The organism is Streptomyces malachitofuscus, assembly GCF_055571035.1.
Window position 1 is genome coordinate 145,357 of sequence record NZ_JBVIGA010000019.1, and the last position, 23,732, is coordinate 169,088.

Annotated in this window: 20 protein-coding genes and 2 pseudogenes; 11 read left to right on the forward strand and 11 right to left on the reverse strand. The window is 74.3% G+C overall.

Going from position 1 to position 23,732, the window contains the following annotated elements:
* Positions 1–181: 181 nt before the first annotated feature.
* Positions 182–1,846 carry an alkaline phosphatase D family protein gene (locus tag ACZ44S_RS26320; RefSeq protein ID WP_466933111.1) on the forward strand — a complete coding sequence of 555 codons (1,665 nt, stop codon included), beginning with the start codon at positions 182–184 and terminating at the stop codon, positions 1,844–1,846.
* A gap of 162 nt (positions 1,847–2,008) precedes the next feature.
* On the forward strand, positions 2,009–3,376 hold the full coding sequence (locus ACZ44S_RS26325; RefSeq protein WP_466933113.1) for an alpha-lytic protease prodomain-containing protein: 1,368 nt from the start codon (positions 2,009–2,011) through the stop codon (positions 3,374–3,376).
* 70 nt (positions 3,377–3,446) lie between these two features.
* Here the strand turns inward: ACZ44S_RS26325 and ACZ44S_RS26330 are convergent, their stop codons facing one another.
* The 6 genes from ACZ44S_RS26330 to ACZ44S_RS26355 form a co-directional block, all read right to left on the reverse strand.
* Positions 3,447–4,532, reverse strand: a complete 1,086-nt coding sequence (locus ACZ44S_RS26330; RefSeq protein ID WP_466933115.1) for a serine hydrolase domain-containing protein — start codon at positions 4,530–4,532, stop codon at positions 3,447–3,449.
* Positions 4,529–5,446 (reverse strand): DUF6895 family protein, encoded by a 918-nt coding sequence (locus ACZ44S_RS26335; protein WP_466933116.1) that lies wholly within the window; start codon positions 5,444–5,446, stop codon positions 4,529–4,531. The genes ACZ44S_RS26330 and ACZ44S_RS26335 overlap by 4 nt, the downstream gene beginning before the upstream one ends.
* Positions 5,443–6,411 carry a DUF6895 family protein gene (locus ACZ44S_RS26340; RefSeq protein WP_466933117.1) on the reverse strand — a complete coding sequence of 323 codons (969 nt, stop codon included), beginning with the start codon at positions 6,409–6,411 and terminating at the stop codon, positions 5,443–5,445. Before ACZ44S_RS26340 ends, ACZ44S_RS26335 begins: the two co-directional genes overlap by 4 nt.
* A complete protein-coding gene (locus tag ACZ44S_RS26345; protein WP_466933119.1) occupies positions 6,408–7,100 on the reverse strand; it encodes a hypothetical protein in 693 nt (230 codons plus the stop codon). Before ACZ44S_RS26345 ends, ACZ44S_RS26340 begins: the two co-directional genes overlap by 4 nt.
* Before the next feature lie 23 nt (positions 7,101–7,123).
* Positions 7,124–7,309: a hypothetical protein gene (locus tag ACZ44S_RS26350; RefSeq protein WP_466933121.1), complete on the reverse strand. Its 186-nt coding sequence runs from the start codon at positions 7,307–7,309 to the stop codon at positions 7,124–7,126.
* A 115-nt stretch (positions 7,310–7,424) separates the two neighbouring features.
* Positions 7,425–8,696, reverse strand: a complete 1,272-nt coding sequence (locus tag ACZ44S_RS26355; RefSeq protein WP_466933123.1) for a cytochrome P450 — start codon at positions 8,694–8,696, stop codon at positions 7,425–7,427.
* Positions 8,697–8,870: 174 nt separating this feature from the next.
* Between ACZ44S_RS26355 and ACZ44S_RS26360 the strand changes: the two are divergent.
* From ACZ44S_RS26360 to rfaE2, 8 genes and pseudogenes are all read left to right on the forward strand, one after another.
* Positions 8,871–9,371 (forward strand): annotated as a pseudogene (locus tag ACZ44S_RS26360) (hypothetical protein); the annotation flags it as partial.
* Between the two features lie 240 nt (positions 9,372–9,611).
* Entirely contained in the window at positions 9,612–10,574 is a 963-nt protein-coding gene (locus ACZ44S_RS26365; RefSeq protein ID WP_466933125.1) for an NAD-dependent epimerase/dehydratase family protein, read from the forward strand.
* 68 nt (positions 10,575–10,642) lie between these two features.
* The gene (locus tag ACZ44S_RS26370; protein ID WP_466933127.1) at positions 10,643–12,307 is read left to right on the forward strand and encodes a carbamoyltransferase family protein; all 1,665 of its coding nucleotides are present in this window, start codon (positions 10,643–10,645) and stop codon (positions 12,305–12,307) included.
* Positions 12,304–13,368: a glycosyltransferase family 2 protein gene (locus ACZ44S_RS26375; RefSeq protein ID WP_466933135.1), complete on the forward strand. Its 1,065-nt coding sequence runs from the start codon at positions 12,304–12,306 to the stop codon at positions 13,366–13,368. Before ACZ44S_RS26370 ends, ACZ44S_RS26375 begins: the two co-directional genes overlap by 4 nt.
* A 49-nt stretch (positions 13,369–13,417) precedes the next feature.
* On the forward strand, positions 13,418–14,383 hold the full coding sequence (locus tag ACZ44S_RS26380; RefSeq protein WP_466933137.1) for a glycosyltransferase: 966 nt from the start codon (positions 13,418–13,420) through the stop codon (positions 14,381–14,383).
* Positions 14,380–15,657 (forward strand): glycosyltransferase, encoded by a 1,278-nt coding sequence (locus tag ACZ44S_RS26385; protein WP_466933139.1) that lies wholly within the window; start codon positions 14,380–14,382, stop codon positions 15,655–15,657. The genes ACZ44S_RS26380 and ACZ44S_RS26385 overlap by 4 nt, the downstream gene beginning before the upstream one ends.
* A gap of 90 nt (positions 15,658–15,747) precedes the next feature.
* The gene (locus ACZ44S_RS26390) at positions 15,748–16,371 is read left to right on the forward strand and encodes a D-sedoheptulose-7-phosphate isomerase (protein ID WP_466933141.1); all 624 of its coding nucleotides are present in this window, start codon (positions 15,748–15,750) and stop codon (positions 16,369–16,371) included.
* Positions 16,368–17,786, forward strand: a complete 1,419-nt coding sequence (gene rfaE2, locus ACZ44S_RS26395; protein WP_466933142.1) for a D-glycero-beta-D-manno-heptose 1-phosphate adenylyltransferase — start codon at positions 16,368–16,370, stop codon at positions 17,784–17,786. The genes ACZ44S_RS26390 and rfaE2 overlap by 4 nt, the downstream gene beginning before the upstream one ends.
* A 163-nt stretch (positions 17,787–17,949) precedes the next feature.
* Here the strand turns inward: rfaE2 and ACZ44S_RS26400 are convergent, their stop codons facing one another.
* From ACZ44S_RS26400 to ACZ44S_RS26415, 4 genes and pseudogenes are all read right to left on the reverse strand, one after another.
* Positions 17,950–19,251, reverse strand: a complete 1,302-nt coding sequence (locus ACZ44S_RS26400; protein ID WP_466933143.1) for an MFS transporter — start codon at positions 19,249–19,251, stop codon at positions 17,950–17,952.
* A gap of 290 nt (positions 19,252–19,541) precedes the next feature.
* Positions 19,542–20,016, reverse strand: a pseudogene (locus ACZ44S_RS26405) (hemerythrin domain-containing protein); the annotation flags it as partial.
* Between the two features lie 27 nt (positions 20,017–20,043).
* Positions 20,044–20,577 (reverse strand): DoxX family protein, encoded by a 534-nt coding sequence (locus ACZ44S_RS26410; protein WP_466933144.1) that lies wholly within the window; start codon positions 20,575–20,577, stop codon positions 20,044–20,046.
* A 72-nt stretch (positions 20,578–20,649) separates the two neighbouring features.
* On the reverse strand, positions 20,650–20,973 hold the full coding sequence (locus tag ACZ44S_RS26415) for a hypothetical protein (protein ID WP_190162846.1): 324 nt from the start codon (positions 20,971–20,973) through the stop codon (positions 20,650–20,652).
* Positions 20,974–21,112: 139 nt separating this feature from the next.
* Between ACZ44S_RS26415 and ACZ44S_RS26420 the strand changes: the two genes are divergently transcribed.
* On the forward strand, positions 21,113–22,000 hold the full coding sequence (locus ACZ44S_RS26420) for a fructosamine kinase family protein (protein WP_466933147.1): 888 nt from the start codon (positions 21,113–21,115) through the stop codon (positions 21,998–22,000).
* Positions 22,001–22,004: 4 nt separating this feature from the next.
* Here ACZ44S_RS26420 and ACZ44S_RS26425 read toward each other — a convergent pair whose 3' ends face one another.
* The gene (locus ACZ44S_RS26425) at positions 22,005–23,663 is read right to left on the reverse strand and encodes a catalase (protein WP_466933149.1); all 1,659 of its coding nucleotides are present in this window, start codon (positions 23,661–23,663) and stop codon (positions 22,005–22,007) included.
* Between the last annotated feature and the right edge of the window lie 69 nt (positions 23,664–23,732).

A 23,732-nucleotide genomic window follows, 5' to 3' on the forward strand; every position in this document is an offset into this window, starting at 1 on the left:
CTTACGTCTTCTTGTGGAAACCCCCAAAATGACCTCCCTTTTTTTTCCGTTTTTTTTGTGGAGCAGGCAGCTTCCCCTTCTTGGGGCTGGCACCGCCCACGGGACGCGGAGCGCTCGCCTGCCCGTCCGCCCGCCGCCGGCCTGCGCCCGTCGATCGATCCGCCTGAGGAGAGGACCCCAGATGGCGCTGTCGGGCCGTCACGGACCGTCGTCCGCGCTCGCCTCCACCCCGCACGACGCCGAACTGCGCGCCGCCGCACGGCAGCCGGCCCGCCGTCGCTTCCTGACCGTCACCGCCGCGGCCGCCGCCCTCGCCTTCACCACGAACCTGCCCGCGCGCGGTGCCTTCGCCGCTCCCCGGCTCGACGCGGCCCGGATCACCGAGGACCCCTTCACCCTCGGGGTCGCCTCCGGGGACCCGCTGCCCGGCTCGGTGCTCATCTGGACCCGGCTCGCGCCGGCCCCCTTCGAACCGGACGGCGGCCTGGGGCAGCAGCAGGTGGAGGTCTCCTGGGAGGTCGCCCTGGACGAGTCCTTCGTCCTGGTCGTGCGGCGCGGCACCGTCCTCGCGCACCCCGAGTACGCGCACAGCGTGCGCGTCGACGTGACGGGCCTGGAACCCGGCAGCCACTACTACTACCGCTTCCGCACGGGCCCCTGGATCAGCCCGTCCGGGCGTACCCGAACCGCCCCCCCGGCCGACGACGACACCGCGGTCCTGAGGCTGGCCGCGGTCGCCTGCCAGGCGTACCACGACGGCTACTACACCGCGCACGGGCATCTGGCCCGGGAGGACGTCGACGTGGTGTTCCACCTCGGCGACTACCTGTACGAGTACGCCGTCGATTCCGCGGGCGGAGCGCGCGACTACACCGACGTGGTGCTGCCGGCGGTGTTCAACCGGGAGACGACGACCCTGGCGGACTACCGGATGCGGTACTCGCTCTACAAGAGCGACCCGGACCTGCGCGCCGTGCACGCCGCGCACCCGTTCGTCGTCACCTGGGACGACCACGAGACCGAGAACAACTACGCGGCCGCCGTCGACGAGAACGGCAGCGATCCGGCGCAGTTCCTGACCCGCCGGGCCGCCGCCTACCGCGCCTACTGGGAGAACCAGCCGCTGCGCGCCGACCAGTTGCCCGAGGGTCCCGACGCCCAGCTGTTCCGCCGGCTGCGCTGGGGCACGCTCGCCCAGTTCGACATCCTCGACACCCGCCAGTACCGCGACGACCAGGCCTACGGCGACACCCCGCACGTCCCCGGGCCGGAGTCGGACGACCCGGCGCGCACCCTCACCGGGGACGCCCAGGAGCGTTGGCTGCTCGACGGGTGGGGGGCCTCGACGGCGCTGTGGAACGTGATGCCCCAGCAGGTGTGCTTCTCCCAGCGCAGGTTGGACCTCGGCGCCGAGGCCAGGATGTCGATGGACGCCTGGGACGGCTACCGCGCCAACCGGGGCCGTCTCATGGCGGGCGCGAAGGCGGCCGGCGTCGCCAACTGGCTGGTCCTCACCGGTGACGTCCATGTGGCGTACGCCTTCGACATCAAGGACGACTTCGACGACCCCGACTCCCGCACCCTGGGCACGGAGCTGACCTGCACCTCCGTGGCCAGCGGCCGGAACGGGGCCGAGCACCCGGCCAACTGGGACACCTACATGCGGGCCAATCCGCACCTGAGGTTCTACGACGGCCGGCGCGGTTACGTCCGGGTCGAGCTGAACCGGGAACACGCCCGCGCCGACTTCCGGACCGTCCCGGCGGTGACGACGCCCGGCGCCCCGGTCTCCACGGCCGCCTCGTTCGTCACGGAGGTCGGCTCCCCCGGTCTGACGCCCGCCTGACCCGTCCGGGTGCCCGCCGTGACGCGGCTGTACTGCACATGGCGTCCACCGGTGTCTCCTCCGCGCTAACCAGGGCATGTCCTGACATCACGTCGGGTGCGCCGGGAAAGGCCTTAAGTCCTCTCGGCAGCTTCGCCGCCCCGAACGAAGGAGACGTCCCGAATGGTCCCCAGTCATGTCCGGACCGTGCGCCGGTCGGCCCTCACGGCACTCGGCGCCCTCGTCCTCGCCGGACTTCCCTCCGCCGCGGCGGCCGATCCCACGCCGGCGTCGGGGCCGGCGCCCACCGCGGCCCAGACCCTCGGCGCCGACCGGCCCTCGCCCCATCTGCTCGGCGCCCTCCAGCGCGACCTGGGCCTGAACTCGCAGCAGGCCTCCGAACGGCTGGTCAACGAGGCCGAGGCGGGCACCCGCGCGGGCCGGCTGCGCATCGCCCTGGGCGAGCGGTTCGCCGGCGCCTGGGTGCACGGCGACACCTCCGCGGAACTCATGGTCGCGACCACCGACGCCAAGGACACGGCGGCGATCGAGGCCCAGGGCGCCCGGGCCAAGGTGGTCGAGCGGACGCTGGCCGAGCTGCAGACCGCCAAGGCGAAGCTGGACGCGGCGGCCACGCGCGTCACGTCGCTCGACGCGCCCGTCTGGTACATCGACGTGCCGAAGAACCGGATCATGGTGGAGGCGACGAGCCAGGAGGCCGGCACCGCCTTCGTCGAGGCCGCGGGCCTCGAAGGGCAGGACGTCGGCGTCCGGATGACGACGGTACGGCCGCGTCTGCTGCAGGACATCACCGGCGGTGACGCCTTCTACATCAACGACTCCGCACGGTGCTCCGTCGGCTTCTCCGTCACCCAGGGCGACCAGGGCGGCTTCGCCACCGCCGGGCACTGCGGCGACCAGGGGGCGACGACCACCGGCTACGACCGCACCGCGCAGGGCACCTTCCGGGCCTCCACGTTCCCCGGCAAGGACATGGCGTGGGTGGCCACCGGCGGCCAGTGGACACCCACGCCCGACGTGAAGGCGCAGGACGGTCAGGAGGTCCAGGTCACCGGTTCGGTCCAGGCCCTCGTCGGGGCGTCGGTGTGCCGGTCCGGGTCCACCACGGGATGGCACTGCGGGACGATCGAGCAGCACGGAGCGAGCGTGCGCTACCCCGAGGGCACGGTCGACGGGCTGACCCGGACGACGGTGTGCGCCGAACCGGGCGACTCCGGCGGGCCGTATGTCGCGGGCGCACAGGCACAGGGCGTGACCTCCGGCGGTTCCGGTGACTGCACGAGCGGCGGCACGACGTACTACCAGCCGGTGAACCCGATCCTGAGCGACTTCGGGCTGACGCTGACCACCGCCGACGCGCAGACCGCACCGGCACCGGAGGACGGGGCGCAGGCGTGGACGGCGGGCCGGGTCTACGAGGCGGGGACGACCGTGACCCGCGACGGGGTGACCTACCAGTGCCTGCAGACACACCAGGCGCAGGGCGCGTGGGCGCCCGCCGGCACACCGGCGCTGTGGCAGAAGATGTGACCGGGTGACGGCTCGGCGCAGGCGGCGGCCCCGTGGCCGCCGCCTGCGCCGTGCGTCGCGCGGGCGCGCGCTACTCCTCGGCGAGCAGGGCGTACGCCGTGGCCGGGAACGGGTCGCGGGGACGGAATCGGCGGGTGCAGACCGCGGCCAGGGCGGTGCCGGTGTCGGGCCGGAAGCCGAGGAAGGCCTGCTGCCCAAGGGTCGCCCCGCTGTGGAAGTAGAGGGCTCCGCCGTCCGTCGGATGACGGAACCAGGCCATGGTGTGCACATGCCGGTGCCCGAGTCCGCGGCGAAGCACGGGGGTGCGTACGGCCCGCAGCGCGCCGGACAGCGCAGGCCACCGGTCGGGTTCGAGATGGGCCTCCAGGAAGGTGAGCAGATCGTGCGGGGTGCCCCGTACGGCACCCGCCGCGCGGAAGCCGCCCGCGTCGAAGGGGGGCACGGTCGTCGTGCCGTCCTTGCCGTGCCCGGTGGCCTCGAGTCCGCCGGCGCCGGCCCGCAGGGCGGTGTCGTCGAGACCGAGGTGTTCGAGCAGGTGTTCTGTGATCAGGTCGCTCCAGGATGTGCCGGTGGCGGCGCCCAGGGCGTGGCCGAGCAGCGCGACGCCGAAGTTGGAGTAGCGCCAGCGGCTTCCGGGCCGGTGGTGCGGGCGGTGGCGCAGGAAGGCGTCGACCACGCGTGCGTCGGGGTAGCGGCCGTAGGGGTTGGTGCGCCAGGCGGGCAGGCCCCGGGCGTAGAAGTCGGCGGGGAGGCGGGGCAGTCCGGAGGTGTGGGTGATCAGGTGGACGAGCGTCGCGGGAGCCGGTCCCGCGAGCCGGCCGCCGTCCAGCAGGGCACGGGCCGGTTCGCCTCCGGAGAGCCGGCCGCTGTCCATCAGGCGGGCCAGCAGCAGTCCGGTGAACGCCTTGGTCGCCGACCCGATCTCGTAGCGGAGCGCGGAGCGCGGGTGCGCCGGGGACGGGGCGGTGCCGCCGGCGCGTACGGTGCGGCGGCCGTGCCGGGACACGGCGAACACGACGTCGGGAGCCTCGGCCGCGGCGACGGCGTCGCCGAGCCGCTCGTACAGGCGCTCTTCGGCAGGGGGCTCGGCCCGGTGGGCGGGGGCACCGCCGTCGGGCGGGAGGCCCGGCCAGGGGGTCCGGCAGGTCGTCGTCATGAGGCGCGGGCCAGTTCGGTGAGGGCGCGCGACGTGGCCAGCACGGAGGCGAAGGCGGCCACCAGCGTCGAGTGGTAGACGATGTCGAACACGGCCTGTTCGTCGCCCTCGGGCATCGTCCGGATCGCGGGCATGGCACCGTCCGGCCGCTGTGCGGCGGCGAAGGCCCGCCAGGCGGGCTCGTCCAGGGTGGGGCGGGGCAGACAGGCGTCGACCACGAGGAGTTCGCCGAGCAGGTCCCAGCGTTCGAGGTCCAGCCAGTCGTCGATCCAGGCGGGCAGCCAGGTGGTGAGGTAGTCCGCGATGTCCGGGGGCAGTCCGGCGGGGTTCTCTCCCCAGTCGGTCAGGTGGAACACGCAGTGCGTGATGTCGTAGGCGATGTGGCCCTCGACGGTCCAGGGCTCGGGTGTGCGGGCCAGCCAGGTGGGGCGCAGTGCCTCGGGCTCCGGGGGCCGGGGGATGAGTCCGAAGCGGCGCTGGAAGGCGGAGAGGGCGAGCCGCCGGGTGGGGGGTGTCTCGTAGGCCTGCCAGCTGTCGAGGCGGTGGTTGAGTGCGATGGCGCGTTCCAGCTCGGGCTGGCCGTAGCCGAGTTCGCGGAACGGCAGGTACACCTCGAACGGGACGGGGGAGAGCGGTTCGGTGCGCTGTCCGCGCACCAGCATGGCGCCTCCGTCCAGGGTGTCGCGCCAGGTGTGGTCGAGGAGTTGCCGGGCGAGCCATGCCTGGCGGGAGCCCGCGACGCCCTCGCGGAACAGCACCTTGCAGATCAGGGCGAGTTCGCCGACGGGCTTGAAGCGCTCCAGGAAGCCCGCTTCCGGGTCGGCGTCGGGTTCCAGCCGGAAGCCGTCGCGGTGGGCCCAGAGCCACTCCAGCGCGTCGGCTCCGACGGTGTGGATCAGACGGGTGTCGGTCATACCGGGGCTCCTTGCCGGCCGCGCCGCGTTCCGGTGCCTGCGGATGCGCCGGCCGGGCGGGCGAGGGCGAGTACGGCCGCGAAGGCGGCCAGGAGGGTGGAGTGGTAATGGGTGGCGAAGTACCGTGCGGGGTCGCGCGTTTCGCCGTCCCCGGTGTCGCGGCCCTCTTCGCGGATCCCTCCCGAGGAGTCCCGTGCAGCCGCCAGGCGCTGCCAGGCGTCCGGCGGGACGACGTCGTCGAGTGAGCAGGGCAAGGTCGCGGCCACGGCCAGCAACTCGCTGCTCAGGTCCCACAGACCGGCGTCCAGGCAGGTGTCCAGCCAGGGCGGCAGCCAGTCGGCCAGATAGCGGGCGAGGTCCGGTGGCAGTCCGTCGTCGGCGCGCCCCCAGTCGGTGAGGTGGAAGACGACGTGGGTGAGGGCGTATCCGGCGGCGCGCTCGAAGGTCCAGGGCTCGGGCAGTCCGCCGAGCCAGGTGCGCTCCAGCAGGGCCGTGGCCCGCTCGGGCCGGTGGATGCCGCAGCTCACCTCGGCCTTCAGGACGCCGAGGCGCCGGGTCGGGTCCTGCTCGGTGAGCCTCCAGCCCCTGGTGCCGGCGACCACCGGGGCGGCCTCCTCGTAGGCGGAATGGCGGTACCCGGCCGAGGCGAAGGCCGCGTACACCTCCAGCGGGTAGGTGGCGAACGGCTCCAGCCGTTGCAGCAGCGAGAACATCTCGCCCTCGCGCGTCTCGTGCCAGGCGAACTCCAGCAGCGCGGCCGCCCGGGCGTGCAGCGGATCGGCGGGGGCGGTGCGGTGGGTCACCGTCGCGCAGACGCGGGCGAGTTCGCCGATCGGCTTCCAGGTGCCGTCGACCCGGCCGTCGGCGGCCAGCGCGTCCTCGCCGAGTGCGAAGCGGGCGCGGTGGGCCGTCACCCAGGTGAGGGCGTCCTCGGCCAGCGGCCGGATGTCCTGGTCCTGGGTCATGCGCGTGCTCCGGTCCGCATCAGCCGGGCCGCCTGGACGTGGAGGGCGACCTGTGGGTCCTGTCCGCCCATCAACTCCACGAAGTCCAGGCCGGATTCGAGGCCGAGGGTGTCCGGGACGCCGGGCAGCAGGGTCAGCCAGCGGCCGGCCCCGGCCGCCTGCCGCCAGTCCCGGCGGCGCACCGCCCGGACGAATCCGCGGGCGACGTCGACGGGGCGCCGCACGGCCGCGCGGCTCACCGCGCAGTCCTCGCCCGGCAGGGCGAGCGGTGCCAGTACGGCGAGCTGGTGGGTGAGGGACTGCCAGCCCGCTTCGTCGAGCCAGCCGGCACCGGGCTCGTCCTGCGGCCCGGCGGATGAGGGGTCGATCCGCTGCAGCGTGCGTGCCATGCCCCAGTGGCTCCAGCGGACCGTGGGCGCGGCGTCCGCGCGGGGCGGGTACGCCTCGACCGCCTTGCGGAACGCGGCCACTTCCGCCGGGTCGGGAGGGACGGCCAGCAGAAGGCCCGGGAGCATCGCGTCCGCGCCCAGTACCCGTACGGCGGCGAGCGCGAGATCTCCCGCTTCCCCTGCGGTCCCCGCCGCGAGGACCACGCGGGTGTGGTCCCCGCCCCGAAGGACGGAGACCACACCGGAGGCGAGGTCCTGCACCGCGGCCTGCAAGCGGGTCGAAGTGCCTGACTGCTCCATGTCACTTGCTCCCGTCGATCCGTTCAGCCCTTCTTCGGACGCGGGGTCGGCGGCGACAGCAGAACCGCACCTGCGCCGGCGACGACGGCCAGGGCGGCGCACTCACGGCTGTCGCGGTACACACCGTCGGCCTCGACAGGGTCGAGTGCGGCGTCGATGTCGACGTCCGTGATGCCGGTGAGTTCTTCGGTGAACTTCTCGGAACGCATAACACCATCTCCCTGAGGTGTAGCGAGTACGTTCGTTTTCAGAATCACCCGAATCGGACAAATCACGCCACTTTTCACGTATTTACTTTTGTCACTTCTTCAACAGGCCTGGCCGTCACGGCAGACGGGGACCGGACGGCCCACCGGCGGCCGGACGTACTCCCGCAAGGAGAACCCCGCTGTGCGGACGGGTCGGGACCCGGTTCAGGGGGATCGTCAGATTCTGCTCCGGCAGCGTGTACTCCATTCGGGCCAGTCGCCCCGCGAGCGCCTCCAGCACGCCGCCGGTGATGCCTTCGCCGGGACAGCGGTGGCCCGCGGCCGGGTCGCCACCGCCCTGCGGGATCAGTTCGTCGCGTTCCACGGGCCGTTCGAGGAAACGCTGCGGGCGGAAGGCATACGGATCGCCCCACAGCGCCTCGTCGTGGTTCTGCCCGTACACGTCGAGCACCACCAGTCCCCCGGCCGGCACCCACTCGCCCCGCCAGAACAGGTCGCGTGCGGCCAGGCCGCCGAGGAAGGGCACGAACGGGTAGAAGCGGCGCACCTCGTGCGCGAAGGCGGCGGTGTACCGGGGGTCCCCGCCCGCCAGGGGCTCGCGCTGCTCCGGCCACCGGTCGAGGGCATGTGCCGTGAAGGCCACGAACCAGGCGACGGCTGTCGTCGGGCGGACCACGTTGAGCAGTTCCACCGCGGCGGTCTTCTCGTCCAGCGGCTCGCCGTCCACGTCGCGGTGCCGGCACACCAGGTCCAGCACCGAGTCCGCCTCGGCGGTGACCTCGCCGGAGCGCACGTCCCGCACGAGCCGGCCCAGCCGCTGCTCCTGCCGTGCGCGGGCCCGCCGGGCCCGCAGATGACGCGGCCCGGCGCTGGCGAAGCCGTCGACCATCGCGATCATGTCGCGGGCCGTCGCCCCCGCCCCGTCGTCGCCCAGCGGTATGCCGGCCCACCGGTGGACCCCCGTGGCGAGCACCGTGCTCGCCTCGTCGAACAGCACGACGGAGCCGCGCCGGCCCCATTCCGGTACGGCCTCGTCCCAGGCCGCGGTGACGTGGTCGACGAGGCCCGCGACCCGGCCGGGCTCGAGCAGCGGCAGGAACATCGACTTGCGGGCGCGGTGGGCGGCGCCGTCGAGGGTGTGCACGGCCTCGTGGCCGAACAGGGTCGCCAGCACGGGCTCGGGGATGGCGCGGTGGCGGTGCACGTTGCGCTCGTCGTAGAAGAAGCGCACCGCTTCCGGCCCGCGCAGGGCGAGCGCGGGCCGGCCCATGATCCGGGTACGGACCACGGGGCCGGTGGCGCTGCGCATCCGGTTGGGCAGCCAGGCGTAGCCCTCGGCCAGCAGGGGCAGGGTGCGGTCGATGAGGGGGCGGCTGAGTACGTCCATCGTCACCGGGTGCCCGACCGGCACCCCGGGACACTCCGGGGGCGGGCCGGGCACCCGTACGGGTGTGGCCGAGGCCACGCGCCGAACGAGGCACGGGTCACGCCGGACGGTGCGGGCCGGCGGCCGGCGTTCCGTGCGGTCCCCTCACCCCGACGGTGTGCGGACGGCCCGGCAGTGCAGACAGATCTCTCCCCGGTCATCGCGGCGACCGCGCAGTGGCCGACGCGTTCCTTCCCCGCGCCCGGCGGGGCGCCGGCCGCCGCGCTGTGCGAGGCGCAGGCGCGGCAGGCCGTGACGGTCGCGGCCCGGCTCCGTCACCCCACGGCGGTGGACGCGGCGCTGGTCGCCCCTTGGCCGGCCCGGGCGGTTCCGGGCGGCTCGACCGGGTCACCGACGCGGACACGGACGAGGAGACCGGCCAACACGCCTGGCGCACCCGGGTCGACGAGGTCGTGGCCGGCTGGGCGGCCTGTCTGCTCGCCGACCCGGCGCCGGCCTCCCTCGCGGTGAGCGCCCTCGAGGGGGACGCGGCGGGCGAGTTCCGCCGTCTTCTCGCCCCCGACGAGATCGACCGCCGTGCCACGGCCTTCCTGCGCCCCCCGACCTGCTCTCCCCGGGGCCGGTCTCCACCACGCGTCCCTCGTCGGCCGTCTCGGCCCGGACGCCACCCTCGTGACCCCGCGGCGACGGGCTCCGGGCGCGCCGCCCGGCTCCGTTCACCCACCCTCCGACCTGCCCGAACGGCGCCCGCCGCGCCGCGCTCACGCTCCGTGATTCACCGGATTGCAGTAGACGACCGTGCCGTGACCGGGACGGCGGCCCAGGCTGATCGGGGGGTCGACGGCCTTGGTGCGCGTGCCCGGCGCACCCGTGTCGGCCCGGACACCGACGTCTGACGACGGAGAGCTGAGCGACATGACCACCGCCATATCCCGGAGCTGGGAGCACGTCGTCGTCACCGGCGGCGCCGGATTCGTCGGCTCTCATCTGTGCACGGCCCTGCTGGACGCGGGCGCCGCCGTCACGTGCGTGGACGACCTCAGCACCGGCCGCCCGGAGAACGTCACGCCGCTCCTGGAACGCCCCGGATTCACGCTCGTACGGGCGAACGTGGCCGAGGCGCTGCCGGTCGACCGGCGGCCCGACCTCGTGCTGCACTTCGCCTCCCCCGCCTCCCCCGCGGACTACCTGCGGCTGCCGCTGCACACCATGGAGGCCGGCAGCCTCGGCACCCGCAACGCACTGCGGCTGGCCCAGGACTCGGAGGCCCGCTTCGTGCTCGCCTCCACCTCGGAGGTCTACGGGGACCCCCGGCAGAACCCGCAGGACGAGCGCTACTGGGGCAACGTCAATCCGGTCGGCCCGCGCAGCGTCTACGACGAGGCCAAGCGCTTCGGCGAGGCGCTGACCACCGCCCACGCGGACGCCCACGGCACCGACACCTGCATCGTGCGGCTGTTCAACACCTACGGCCCGCGGATGCGGGGCCACGACGGCCGCGCCGTGCCCACCTTCGTCCGGCAGGCCCTGGCCGGTGAACCCCTCACCGTGACCGGTGACGGCCGCCAGACCCGCTCGCTGTGCTACGTCGACGACACAGTGACCGGCGTCCTCGCGGCGGCCGCCCACGGCATGCGCGGACCCGTCAACATCGGCAATCCCGGTGAGATCACCATGCTGGACCTTGCCCGGACGATCGTCCGGCTCGCCGGATCCGCCTCCGAGATCCGCTACGTCGAACGCCCGGTGGACGACCCGGCCGTGCGCTGCCCCGACATCACGCTGGCCCGCGACAAGCTCGGCTGGGAGCCCCGGGTGGACACCGAGGAGGGGCTGCGCCGCACGATCGCCTGGTTCCGCACCGAATCCGGTCACTGAGCACGGCTGTTCCAGGCCGGGACACGCCGCCGAACCGGCCGTCCCCGAACCGCGAAAGGCCGCCCGCCATGCGCATCCTCGGAATCAACGCCCTCTTCCACGACCCCGCCGCCGCCCTGGTGATCGACGGGCGGACCGTCGCCGCCGCGGAGGAGGAGAGATTCTCCCGGCGCAAGCACGGCAAGCGACCGCTGCCGTTCTCCGCCTGGGAGCTGCCCGAGCAGGCGGCAGCCTGGTGTCTGAAGCGCGCCGGGCTGCGCCCCCAGGACCTCGACGCGGTCGCCTACTCCTTCGACCCCGCGCTCGCCCGTCCCGCCGAGGCGATGGGCCTGGACGACCCGTGGGACCACCTGCGGCTCACCTATGCGCGGGAGGCACCCGGCTTCCTGCGGACCGCGCTGCCGGGCCTGGACCCCGCGGCCGTCCGCTTCGTACCGCACCACATGGCGCACGCCGCCTCCGGCGCCTTCGCCGCGCCCGGCGCCGGGGACTGTTCCGTCCTCGTGCTGGACGGCCGCGGCGAACGGGCCTCGCACCTCGCCGCCCGCAGAGTGGGCGGCAGGCTCGAATCCCTGCGCGCGCAGGAACTCCCGCACTCGCTCGGCCTGGTCTACGAGGAACTCACCGAGCACCTCGGCTTCCTGCGCTCCTCCGACGAGTTCAAGGTGATGGCCCTCGCCTCCCACGGATCGCCGCGCATGCTGCCCGAACTGCGCCGGTACGTGTATCCCACCGGTGACGGCGGCTTCCACGCCTCGAAAGTGCCCTGGCACGAGCTGTGCGCGCCGCGCGGCGCCGACGAACCGTGGACCCGGGACCACGCCGATGTCGCCGCGAGCGCGCAGGCCGTGCTGGAGGAGACGCTGCTGGACCTGGTGCGCTGGCTGCACGGCCGCACCCATGACTCCGTGCTCACCCTCGCCGGGGGCGTCGCCCTGAACTGCGTGGCCAACTCCCGTATCGCCCGCGAGGGTCCGTTCTCCCGGGTGTGGGTGCAGCCGGCGGCCGGGGACGCGGGGACCGCGCTGGGCGGCGCCCTGCTGCTGTCCGCCGGGGCCGGTGACGAGCCGGAGCCCATGACCGGCGCCGACCTCGGCCGGGACTGGACCGACGCGGAGCTGGGGGCGTGGCTGAAGACGGCCGCCGTGCCCTTCGAACGGCCGGCCGACATCGCCGCCACCGTGGCCCGGGCGCTGGCCGACAACGGCATCGTCGCCTGGTTCCAGGGCCGCAGCGAGTACGGTCCCCGGGCGCTCGGACACCGCTCGCTGCTGGCCCACCCCGGGCACGCGGGGAACCTGGAGCGGCTCAACGACGTCAAGGGGCGCGAGCAGTTCCGCCCCGTCGCGCCGATGGTGCTCGCCGACCGGGCCGCCGAGATCTTCCACGGCCCGCTGCCCAGCCCGTACATGCTGTTCGTGCACGACGTGGCCCCCGCCTGGCGGGACCGCATCCCCGCCGTGGTGCACGTCGACGGCACCGCCCGCATCCAGACCGTCGACGAGACGCGGGAGCCCTTGGTGGCGCGGATGCTGGCCGAGTTCGAACGGCTGACCGGGCTGCCCGTGGTGGTCAACACCAGCCTCAACACGGCGGGCCGGCCCATGGTCGACGACCCGCGCGACGCCCTGGAGTGCTTCGGCTCCTCCCCGGTCGATCTGCTGGCCATCGGCCCGTACGCGATCCGGCGCGGCGAACTCTTCCGCTCCGCCGAGGGCGAGGCCGTGCGATGACCGGGCCCGCCGCCCCGAGCGGGGAGTACGCCGTGGTGGTGCCGACGCTCGGCCGGCCCTGCCTGGGCCGGTGCCTGCGGGCGCTGGCCGAGGCGGACGGACCGGGCCCGGCCCGGGTCGTGGTGGTCGACGACCGCCCGGATTCCGCCGGAGCGCCGCTGACCGCCGCCGTTCCGCCGTCGCTGCGCTCGCGCACCCTCGTGGTGCCCGGCGGGGCCCGGGGACCGGCCGCCGCCCGCAACACCGGATGGCGGGCCGCCGGGGACGTCCCGTGGATCGTGTTCCTCGACGACGACGTGATCCCCGGTCCCACCTGGGCCGACGACCTCGCCCTCGACCTCGCCGGGGCGAGTGTCGCGACCGCCGGGATCGCGGCGCGGATCGACGTGCCGCTCCCGGCCGACCGCCGGCCCACCGACTGGGAGCGCAACACCGCCGGTCTCGCCGGCGCCCGCTGGATCACCGCCGACATGGTGTACCGCCGCCGGGCCCTGGAGGCCGCCGGTGGTTTCGACGAACGGTTCCGCAGGGCCTTCCGGGAGGACGCCGACCTGGCGCTGCGGATGCTCGACGCCGGCTGGACGCTGGCCGAGGGCCGCCGCACCACCACCCATCCGGTGCGGCCCGCCGGACGCTGGGTCTCCGTGCTGCTCCAGGCGGGCAACGCCGACGACGTGCTGATGACCCGGCTGCACGGGCACGGCTGGTGGCGGCGGGCCGAGGCGCCGCGGGGGCGCCTGCCCGGGCACCTGGCGGTGACCGCGGCGGGGCTGGCGGCCGCGGTCTGCGCGCTGACCGGCCGGCCGCGCGCCGCCGCGGCCTGCGTCGGCGGATGGCTGGCGGGGACCACCGAGTTCGCGCTCGCCCGGATCCTCCCGGGACCGCGCACCCCGGAGGAGATCGCCACCATGGCCCTCACCAGCGCGGTCATCCCGCCGGTCGCGGCCTTCCACTGGCTTCGCGGCCACTTCCAGGACCGCACGGCACCGGCCCGCCCCCAGCGGTCCGCGTCCCCCGCGCCCGGTCACCCGCCCTGGGTCGACGAACGGCTGCCGTCATGACCTGCCCGCCGCCGGAGCGGGGGGAGCGGACGGACCGAGGAGCCGCCGTATGAACATCCTGCTGTGGCACGTACACGGTTCCTGGACGACGGCGTTCGTCCAGGGCCCCCACACCTATGTCGTGCCCGTCACCCCCGGCCGTGACCCCGACGGTCTCGGCCGGGCCCAAACCTTCGTCTGGCCCGCGTCGGTGCGCGAGGCCGCACCGGCCGAGCTGCGGGAGACCCCGTTCGACCTGGTCGTCCTGCAGCGGCCGCACGAACTCGAGCTCGCCGAGCGGTGGCTCGGCGGCCGCCGCCCGGGACGGGACGTGCCGGCCGTGTATCTGGAGCACAACGCCCCGGACGGTGACGTGCCCCGCACCCGGCACCCGTTCGCCGACCGCGCCGATCTGACGATCGTGCACGTCACCCACTTCAACCGGCTGTTCTGGGACTGCGGCACCACCCGCACCGAGGTGATCGAGCACGGCGTCGTCGACCCCGGCCACCGCTACACGGGCCGGCTGGAGCGTGCCGCCGTCGTCGTCAACGAGCCGCTGCGGCGCGGCCGGTACACCGGCACGGACCTGCTGCCCGCCCTCGCCGGGACCGTGCCTCTCGACGTGTTCGGCATGGGCACCGACGGGCTGGCCGGCCATCTGGGGCTGCCGCCCGACCGCTGCCGCACGGCCGACCTGCCGCAGCGCGAACTGCACACGGCGATGGCCGACCGCCGGATGTATCTGCACCCGGTGCGCTGGACCTCCCTCGGGCTGTCCCTGCTGGAGGCGATGCACCTGGGCATGCCGGTCCTGGCGCTGGCCACCACCGAGGCGGTGGAGGCGGTGCCGGACGGCGCGGGCACCGTGTCCAACCGGCCCGACGTCCTCGTCCGGGCCGCCCGCCGCTATCTGGCGGATCCCGCGGCGGCGGCCGCGGAGGGGGCGCGGGCCCGGCAGGCCGCCCTCGAACGGTACGGGCTCAAGCGGTTCCTGGACGACTGGGAACGTCTCATCACGGAGGTGCGCTCATGACTCCGATCCTCGGTCCCCTCCGCACCGGCCGGCTCGACGGCGAGGGCCTCGCCCCGGGCGTGCTCTCCATCGCGCTGGTCTCCGAGCACGCCAGCCCCCTCGCCACGCTCGGCGGGGTGGACGCCGGCGGGCAGAACGTCCATGTGGCCGCCCTGGCCGGGGCGCTCGCCGACCGCGGTCACCGCGTCACCGTCCACACCCGGCGCGACGCGCCCGGTCTGCCCGACCGGGTGACGCTGCGCGAGGGCGTCGAGGTCCACCATGTCCCGGCGGGTCCGCCGGAACCGGTCGCCAAGGACCGGCTGCTGCCGTACATGGAGGAGTTCGGGCAGCTGCTGGCCCGGGTGTGGCGTGCCCGCACCCCGGACGTGGTGCACTCGCACTACTGGATGTCGGGTCTCGCCTCGCTGCGGGCGGTGCGGGAGCTCGGGTTGCCGCTGCTGCACACGTATCACGCGCTGGGCACGGTGAAGCGGCGGCACCAGGGACGCGCCGACACCAGCCCGCCGGAGCGGATCGGCTGCGAGGTCGAGGTCGGACTGGGCTGCGACCGTGTCGTCGCCACCTGCCGGGACGAGGTCGCCGAGCTGGTCCGGATGGGGGTGCCGGCCGACCGGATCGGTGTGGTGCCGTGCGGTGTGGACACCGACCGGTTCACTCCGGTGGGGCCGGTCGCGCCGCGCGGACCGTTCCGGTACCGGCTGATGCAGCTCGGCCGGCTGGTGCCGCGCAAGGGCGCCGCCGTCTCGGTGGCGGCGCTGGCCCGGCTGCCGGGCACCGAACTTCTCGTGGTCGGCGGGCCCCCTCGGCACCGCCTCGACGACGACCCGGAGGTGCGCCGGCTGCGCGCTGCCGCGCGGGACGTCGGGGTCGCCGACCGGGTCCGCTTCACCGGCGGGGTGGACCCTTCCCGGGTGCCGGCGCTGCTGCGCTCCGCCGACGTGGTGCTGTGCCCCGCCGACTACGAGCCGTTCGGGATCGTCCCCCTGGAGGCCATGGCCTGCGGGCGTCCCGTGGTGGCCAGCGCGGTCGGCGGCCAGCTCGACACGGTGGCGGATCCGGGCACGGGCCGGCTGGTGCCGCCCGGCGACCCGGAGGCGCTGGCCCGGGCGGTGACCGCGCTGCTCGCCGACCCGGCGGCCCGGGAGGCCTGCGCGGTCGCCGGCCGCCGCCGGGTGCTCAGCCGCTACGGCTGGCCGCGGATCGCCGCGGCCACCGAGGTCGCGTACTGCGAGGTCCTCGACGCGGAGCCCGCCGCCACCGGGACCGGCTGACGGGCCGGCCGTGGTGACCGCCGACGTCCGATGTGGGAAGGAGGTGCGGGTCCCGCCGCCGTCCTCACCGAGGCGGTGCGCCCCACAGTCATGACGGAACACTCCGCGCTCGACGCCGCGCATCTGCACTGCCGGTCGCTCCAGGAGGCCCTCGACGGGCTCCGCCGGCACGGCCTGCCCCGGATCGCCGGCTGGGGTGGCCGGCTCGCCGCCGTCCTCACCGACGGCGGACGCCTGCTCGCCGCCGGAAACGGCGGCAGTGCCGCCCAGGCCCAGCATCTGACGGCCGAGCTGGTCGGACGGTACCGGCAGGAGCGGCGCGCCTATTCGGCGCTCGCCCTGCACGCCGAGACCTCCAGCGTCACGGCCATCGGCAACGACTACGGATTCGACCACGTGTACGCCCGCCAGGTGATCGCCCACGGGCGTCCCGGCGACGTCCTGATGCTGCTCTCCACGTCGGGGCGCAGCGCCAATCTGATCGCGGCCGCGGTGGCGGCCCGCCAGGCCGGGCTGCGCGTCTGGGCGCTCACCGGTCCGGGCCCCAACCCGCTGGTGGAGGCCGCTCACGAGGCGCTGTGCGTGGAGGCGGGCAGCACCGCGACCGTGCAGGAGGCGCATCTGGTCGCCGTGCACCTGCTCTGCGAGTCCTTCGACGCCGCCGTGTCCGCGCCCCTGGCGCCCGCGGCGGCCGCCCCCGGGAGGATGCCATGACCGGACCCGAGCCCGTCGTCGTCGTGGGGGACGTGCTGCTGGACGAGGACATCGAGGGGGTCGCCACCCGGCTGGCCCCGGACGCCCCCGCGCCGGTCGTCGACGTCACCGGTGACCGCCGGCACCCGGGCGGGGCGGGGCTGGCCGCGGCGCTCGCCGCCCGGGGCGGCCGGGACGTGGTCCTGGTGACCGCCCTCGGCGACGACCCGGCCAGCGAGGCGGTCCGCCGGGACCTCGACGGCCGGGTACGGCTGCTGGAGCTGCCGCTGCACGGCACGCTGCCGGTGAAGACGAGGGTGCTGGCGGGCGGGCGGCCCGTGGTGCGTATCGACCGGGGCGGCGGGACGCCCGGCGAGCCGGACGACGCGGTGCGCGAGGCCCTCGCCGGCGCGCACGCCGTCCTCGTCGCCGACTACGGACGGCACACCGCCGGGGCGGTACGCCCGCATCTCGAGGAGGTGGCCCGCCGTACGCCCCTGGTGTGGGACCCCCATCCCAAGGGCGATCCGCCGGTGCCGGGGGCGCGCATCGTCACACCCAACGCGGCCGAGGCGGTCGCCCTGTGCGCCGGTACGCCAGGGGTGCCGGGTTCGTCGCTGGGCGCCTTCGCCGCACGCGGGGCGGAGCTGGCGGAGCGCTGGCGGGCGGCGGGCGTCGCCGTGACGCTCGGCGACCGGGGGGTGCTGCTCACCCGGCCGGGCGGGGGGACGCCGATGCTGATCCCGGCGCCGTACCGGTCCGACGGGGATCCGTGCGGAGCGGGTGACTGCTTCGCCGCGACGACCGTCGCCGCGCTGGCCGACGGGCTGCTCCCGGAGGAAGCGCTGCAACGGGCGGTCTCCGAGGCGGCCGCGTTCGTGGCGGCGGGCGGGTCGGGAAACCCCGATCTGTGGCGGACGGCAGCCGTTCCCGGCCCCGCGCGTCATCCGGCGGCCGACGCGTTCGAGCTGGCGGAGAGTGTGCGGGCGAGCGGCGGGACGGTGGTCGCCACGGGTGGCTGCTTCGACCTGGTGCACGCCGGTCATGTCGGGCTGCTGGAGAGCGCGCGGCGGATCGGTGACTGTCTGATCGTGTGTCTCAACTCCGACGCCTCCGTCACCCGGCGCAAGGGGCCGGGCCGGCCGCTCAATCCCGCGGCCGACCGGGAGCGGGTGCTGGCGGCGCTGGGGAGTGTGGACGCGGTGGTGGTGTTCGAGGAGGACACGCCGGAGGCGGTGCTGGGTCGGCTGCGGCCGGATGTGTGGGTGAAGGGCGGGGACTACTCCGTGCAGGATCTGCCGGAGGCGGAGGTGTTGCGGGGGTGGGGCGGGCAGGCGGTGGTACTGCCGTACCTCGACGGGCGGTCCACGACGTCGCTGGCGCGGCGGGCTGCGCATGCGGCGCGGGTGGCGTTGCGGCCGTCCGGGGAGGGGTGAGGCCGGGGACGGGTGGGAGTGGCTGTTTCCGCCGCGCCGCCCCTTCCCTCCCCCACTCTCGGCTTCGCTCGAGCGGGGGACCCGCATCGTCCCTGGGGGCTGTGCCCCCAGACGCCCTTCGGCCCTTCGGGCCTCGTCCTCGAACGCCGGACGGGATGGATCGTCAAGCCGCCGGCTGGAGGGGCGGGCGTGCGGTTGCCCGGGTGGGGAGAGCGACCGGCGTGAGGGTGCGGCGGGTGTGGAGGAGGTGGCCTGCCGCGATCGAGCCGGCGATGATCAGGCCCCCGGTGATCAGGGCGCCGCGCGGGCCGGCCAGTTCCATGAGGAGGCCGAGGGCGGGCGGGCCGCCCAGTCCCCACACGGTGCCGATGCTGCCCCAGACGCCGAGGACGCGTCCGCGCAGATGCGCGGGCGGGTCGGTCTGGAGGACGGCCGTCCCGGCGGTGTCGGAGACGGACTCCACGACGGCCATGGGCAGGACCAGCACCAGCAGCACGGCCAGCGACGGTGACATCCCCGCCACGACCTGGAGCAGCGCGCCCGTCGCCGCGAGGGCGCCGACCAGCCGCACGGACGGCCTGCGCAGCCGCGCCCCGAGCACCGCGCCGAGGATCCCGCCGACGGCGAGAACGGTGGACACCGTGCCGAACGCGCCCGCGCCGCCCGCCAGCGGTCCGGTGACCAGGACGGCGAGGGTGAGCCCGTAGTTGCGGCCGAAGACGGCGCTGACCCCGGTGACCCCGGCGAGCGCCAGCAGCCGGGGCCGGCGGGCGAAGAAGGCGAGCCCTTCGCGGACGGTCATGGCGGCCCGCGGGCGCCCTGTCTTCTCGACGACGTGCCGGACCGCCCCTGCCGCCGGGCGCAGGAAGGGGATGACCGCGGTCACGAAGAGGAAGGAGAACCCGTTGGCGAAGTAGGCGGCGGCGGTGCCGAGGAAGCCCACCGTCACACCCGCGAGCGCTGCGCCCGCGAGCCGGCCCGCGTTGAAGACCAGCGCGCCCACTCCGATGGCGGAGGGCACGTCCTCCGCGGGGACGAGATCGTTGCCGAGCAGGGCGCAGGCCGGGTTGTCGACGGTGGCGACGACCCCGGTGACGGCGGCCAGCACCATGAGGGAGGTCATGTCCAGCCGGTCCAGTGCCACCAGGACGGCCGTGGTGAACGCGATCGCGGACAGCAGGGCCTGGCTGACGGCGGCCGTCAGCTTCCGCGGCCAGCGGTCGACCGCCGCGCCGCCGAGGATGCTCATGAGCAGGGCCGGGGCGGCCTGCACGGACATGGACAGACCCGTGGCGGCCGCGGACCCGGTGATCTGCAGGACCAGCAGGTTCTGCACCGTGAGCTGCATCCAGGTACCGGCGTTGGACACGAAGTTCGCGACGGACCACCAGCGCATGCTGCGGTGCCGCAGGGAGCGCCAGGGGGAACGTGACTCGGGCTGGGCAGGGGTGGGTGAGGAAGACACAGTGCGCTACTCGGAGACGAGCCGGAGGGCCCGGCGGAGGGAGGCGCGGGAAGCGGAACGCCGGCTGCGCTGCACGGCGGCTCCCGTCACCTGGACTGGGCGCGGACCATCGTGGCAGAAGGGAACGCCGAGTCGGTTCCGCAAGGCCGGTGGATCACCGAGCCGCGCGTGTCAAATGTGCGGTCGTCACGGGCAGTTGGACGGGTGAGTGTGGTTGCTCACAAGGAGCGGGCACGCCTGAGGGCCCGTCCCTGCCGCGACGGGCCCTCACCTGCGGTCTTCCAGCCGAGTTTGCCGCGTCCGCTCAACGCGTCGCGGAGCCGGTCGACCATGCCCGCCCCCGGTGCCGGCAGCTTGTTCGCCGGGGGCTTGTCCGGAGCGGCCGGGTGCGGCCGGGTCGGGGCCGCCTTCTTCGCCTGCCGGACCTTGTCACCGAGCTCGTCGAGCCTCTCCGGGGAGCAGGCGGCGCGCAGCTGCGGGAGGAGGTTCTGCTCCTCGTCCGCGACGTGCTCGCGGATCTCGCTCATCAGCATGCCGATGAGCCGGTCGAACTCGGTCCTTCATGGTCCGCTCGGCCGTGGCGTGGTCCTCGAGCTCCTGGTCGGCCGGCGCGTCCCCGTTCGGCACGTGCTCCCGCACGGCCGGGTAGAGGTAGGCCTCCTCGGCCACCGAGTGGCGCGGACCAGTTCGATGGTGGCCTGGTCTGCGTACACCTTGCGCGAAGGGTTCCTCGACTTCCCGGTGGTCGGTCACCAGTCCCCGCACCGCCCGGGCGCTGACGCTGCCGGGGCGTCAGCAGGAGAGCTTGGACCGGACGCGGCCGGCCAGGGCGGCGGGCCCGGCGCCGGCCCGGACGGAGTGTCGTACGAGGTGGGCGTCGCGCCGCAGGTCGTGGGCGGCGTGCCGGCTGCGCCACAGCAGCGACGGGCGGGCACCGGTGTCGTCGGCGGCGATCAGCAGACCGCCGAGCATGGAGAGGTTCTTGAGGAAGTGGATGCGCTGCTGGGCCTTCCGGTCGGGGTCCTCCTCCTCCCAGAAGCGGTGTGCGGCCAGGGTCGTGGGCACCAGCGTGACCGCGATCGCGAGCGCGGCCGGACGTGACATGCGTCCGGTGGCCAGCAGCAGCCCGCCCACGACCTGGACGGCGCCGCTGAGGCGTACGCAGTCCTCGGTGCTGTCGGGCAGCACGGGGACGCGATCGGTGACCGGCCGTACGACGGGCTCCGCGATCTCTGCGACGTTCTGGGGGTGGCGGACGGAATCCAGTCCGCCCGCGACGAACATCGACGCCAGCATCGGCCGGCCGAGGACACGCAACAGACTCATGGCCTACTCCTGGGATGTCGGTGGTGCGGACGCGCCGGGTTCCCGCCGGGGGCGGGGCCATGCGGCACGCCGTCACCAGAACCGGGTGGTGAGCGCGGGCTGGTGGACCGCCTCGACGGCGTCGCGCAGGCACAGGGCGACGCCGATGGTGGTGCGCAGGACCGAGGGACGCACGGTCTGCGCGGTCTCCGTGGCCAGGACCAGCAGACAGCCCGCCGCCTGTTCGACCACGGAGACCGGGAGGGTGTAGTCGCTGTCGGCGGCCGCGCGGAAGGCCTTCAGCGGGATTCCGGCTCCGTCGACCGTCCGCCGGGCTGCCTGCTCCAGGTGCTGTGCGGCCTGTTCGCAGAGTGCGGCGGGCAGGGTGAGGGTGCGCTGGAACGATGAACTCGTCATGATCCCAGTGCTCCCCGGGCGCGGCTCCCTTCGATCGGCCGGGGCCCGGATTTCACCGTCCTGCGTGAGCGTTCGGCGGAGGGTGCGGCCGGGGAGGGCTCGTACTCTGGGCGTGCCCGCGCACGAGAGGAGCCCACGCATGACCTTCCCTCCCGGACCGGCCGCCCGGGACGGTGACGGGCCACAGGCCGTGGCGGCCCGGCTCACCGGGCGGACGGTCACCGGTGTACGCCCGGTGTCCGGCTCGCTCGCCGAGGCGGTCCTGGACGGCGGCCGGGTCGTGGTCGTCAAGCGGACCGAGGGCGCGCGGGCCGCCCGCGCCGAGGCGGCGGGGCTGCGCTGGCTCGCCGGGGCCGGGACGGTGCGGGTGCCCAAGGTGCACGGCCACGACGGGCGGTGGCTGGTCGTCGACCGGGTGACGCGGGGCCGGCCCACGCGGGAGGCGGCGGTGCGGTTCGGCCGGGATCTGGCGGGGCTGCACGCGGCCGGGGCGCCGGCGTTCGGAGCGCCCCCGCCGGGCGGTCCGGTGGAGGCGTACATCGGGCTCGCCCCGATGCGCAACGTCACCGGCGGGGACTGGCCCGCCTGGTACGCCGAGCACCGGGTCCTGCCGTATCTGCGGCGCGCGGTCGACGACGGCACCGTCCGCCCGGACGAGGCGGGCGTCGTCGAGCGGGTCTGTGAGCGGCTGCCGGAACTGTCCGGACCCGCCGAGCCGCCCGCGCGGCTCCACGGCGACCTGTGGAACGGCAATGTGCTGTGGGGCGCGGACGGCCATGTCCGGCTGATCGATCCGGCGGCGCACGGCGGACACCGGGAGACCGACCTGGCGATGCTCGCCCTCTTCGGCTGTCCTCAGCTGCGGGCGGTGCTGGACGGTTACCGGGAGACGGCTCCGCTCGCCGACGGGTGGGAGGCGCGCGTCGGCGTGCACCAGCTGTTCCCGCTGCTGGTGCACGCCGTGCTGTTCGGCCGCGGTTACGCCGAGCAGGCGCTCGCGGCGGCGCGGGCGGCCGCCGCCGGGTGACCGTTCAGCGGGTCACCACGTGCCGTTCGTCGGGGACGCAGTGGGTCATGGTGAGCCCCGCCACGTCGCGCGGCGGGTTGTCGCCGAGGTTGGCGAGCCGCTTGCGGTCCTCGTCGGTGAGGTCCTGGCCGGCGAGGGGTTCCAGGTGGGCGACGTCCTCCGGCATGATCCCGAGGCCCTCGCCGACCCTGCGGCCGAGGTCGTTCTCGACCAGCAGGAAGTGCCACACCATGCGTTCCTGGACGGCGCGGTCGCACTGGGAGATCAGGTCGGTGAAGTTCTTCACCAGGTCGTCGCGCTCCCAGTCCTCCAGCAGCAGATAGCGCTGGCCGGCCTGCATGTAGTCGTTGGTGCGTTCGATGCGGGCGCGGGTGAGGCGGCCGCGGATCTCCGGGCCCTGCTCGTCGTGCGTCGGGTACTCGCCCTCACGCAGACCGCCGGTGATCGACGGCTCGTAGTTGACGCTCGGGTTCTCGCCCGCGCTGTCCTGGTGGTACGTCATCTGCCCGTCGCGCTGGTTGGTGCGCACGTCCGCGTGCTTGGCCTGGTTGACCGGCAGCTGGAGGTAGTTGGGGCCGACCCGGTGCCGCTGGGTGTCGCTGTAGGAGAAGGTCCGGCCGACGAGCATCTTGTCGTCGGAGAAGTCCAGACCGTCGACCAGGACGCCGGTGCCGAAGGAGATCTGCTCGTTCTCGGCGAAGAAGTTGCCGGGCATCCGGTTGAGCACCATGCGGCCCACCGGCTTGGGCGGGAAGTCCTGTTCGGGCCAGGTCTTGGTGTCGTCCAGCGGGTCGAAGTCCAGTTCCGGGTGGTCGTGGTCGTCCATCATCTGGACGAGGAGCTCCCACTCCGGGTGGTCGCCGCGCCCGATCGCCTCGTAGAGGTCCTTCGTGGCGTGGCCGAGCCCTTCGGCCTGGACGTTGGCCGCGTCCTCCTCGGTCATGCTGCGCACGCCCTGCTTGGGCATCCAGTGGTACTTGACCAGTTTGGTCTCGCCCTCGGCGTTGACCCACTTGTAGGTGTTCACGCCGAAGCCCTGCATGTGGCGGTAGTCCGCCGGGATGCCGCGCGGGCTGAAGAGGTTGACCAGCATGTGCATGCACTCGGGCGTCTGCGACATGAAGTCGAAGATGCGGCGCGGCTGCTGCTCGAAGGTGACCGGGTCGGGCTTGAGGGCGTGGATGACGTCCGGGAACTTGATGGCGTCCCGGATGAAGAAGACACCCAGGTTGTTGCCGACGAGGTCCCAGTTGCCGTCCTCGGTGTAGAACTTCACCGCGAAGCCGCGGGGGTCGCGGGCGGCCTCGGAGGAGTCGCGGCCGCCGATGACGGTGGAGAAGCGGACGGCGAGGTCGGTGCGCTTGCCCTCCTCCTGGAAGAGCCTGGCGCGGGTGTAGCGGGAGACCGGCTCGTCGCCCCACTTGCCGTACGCCTCGAAGTAGCCGTACGCGGTGACGCCGCGGGCGTGCACGACCCGTTCGGGGATGCGCTCCCGGTCGAAGTGGCTGATCTTCTCCAGGAACTGGTAGTTCTCCAGCGTGGCCGGGCCCCGGGAGCCGACGGTGCGCTGGTTCTGGTTGTCGTAGACCGGGTGGCCCTGGCGGTTGGTGAGCACCTTGCGGTCGTCACCCGGAGCGGGACCCCGGCTCGAAACATCCGTCATGATCGTGTCGGCTCCTTGCGCTGCTCGTCGTCCCCCCGGGTCGCGTGCGTACGGTGGTCATGCTGCCGC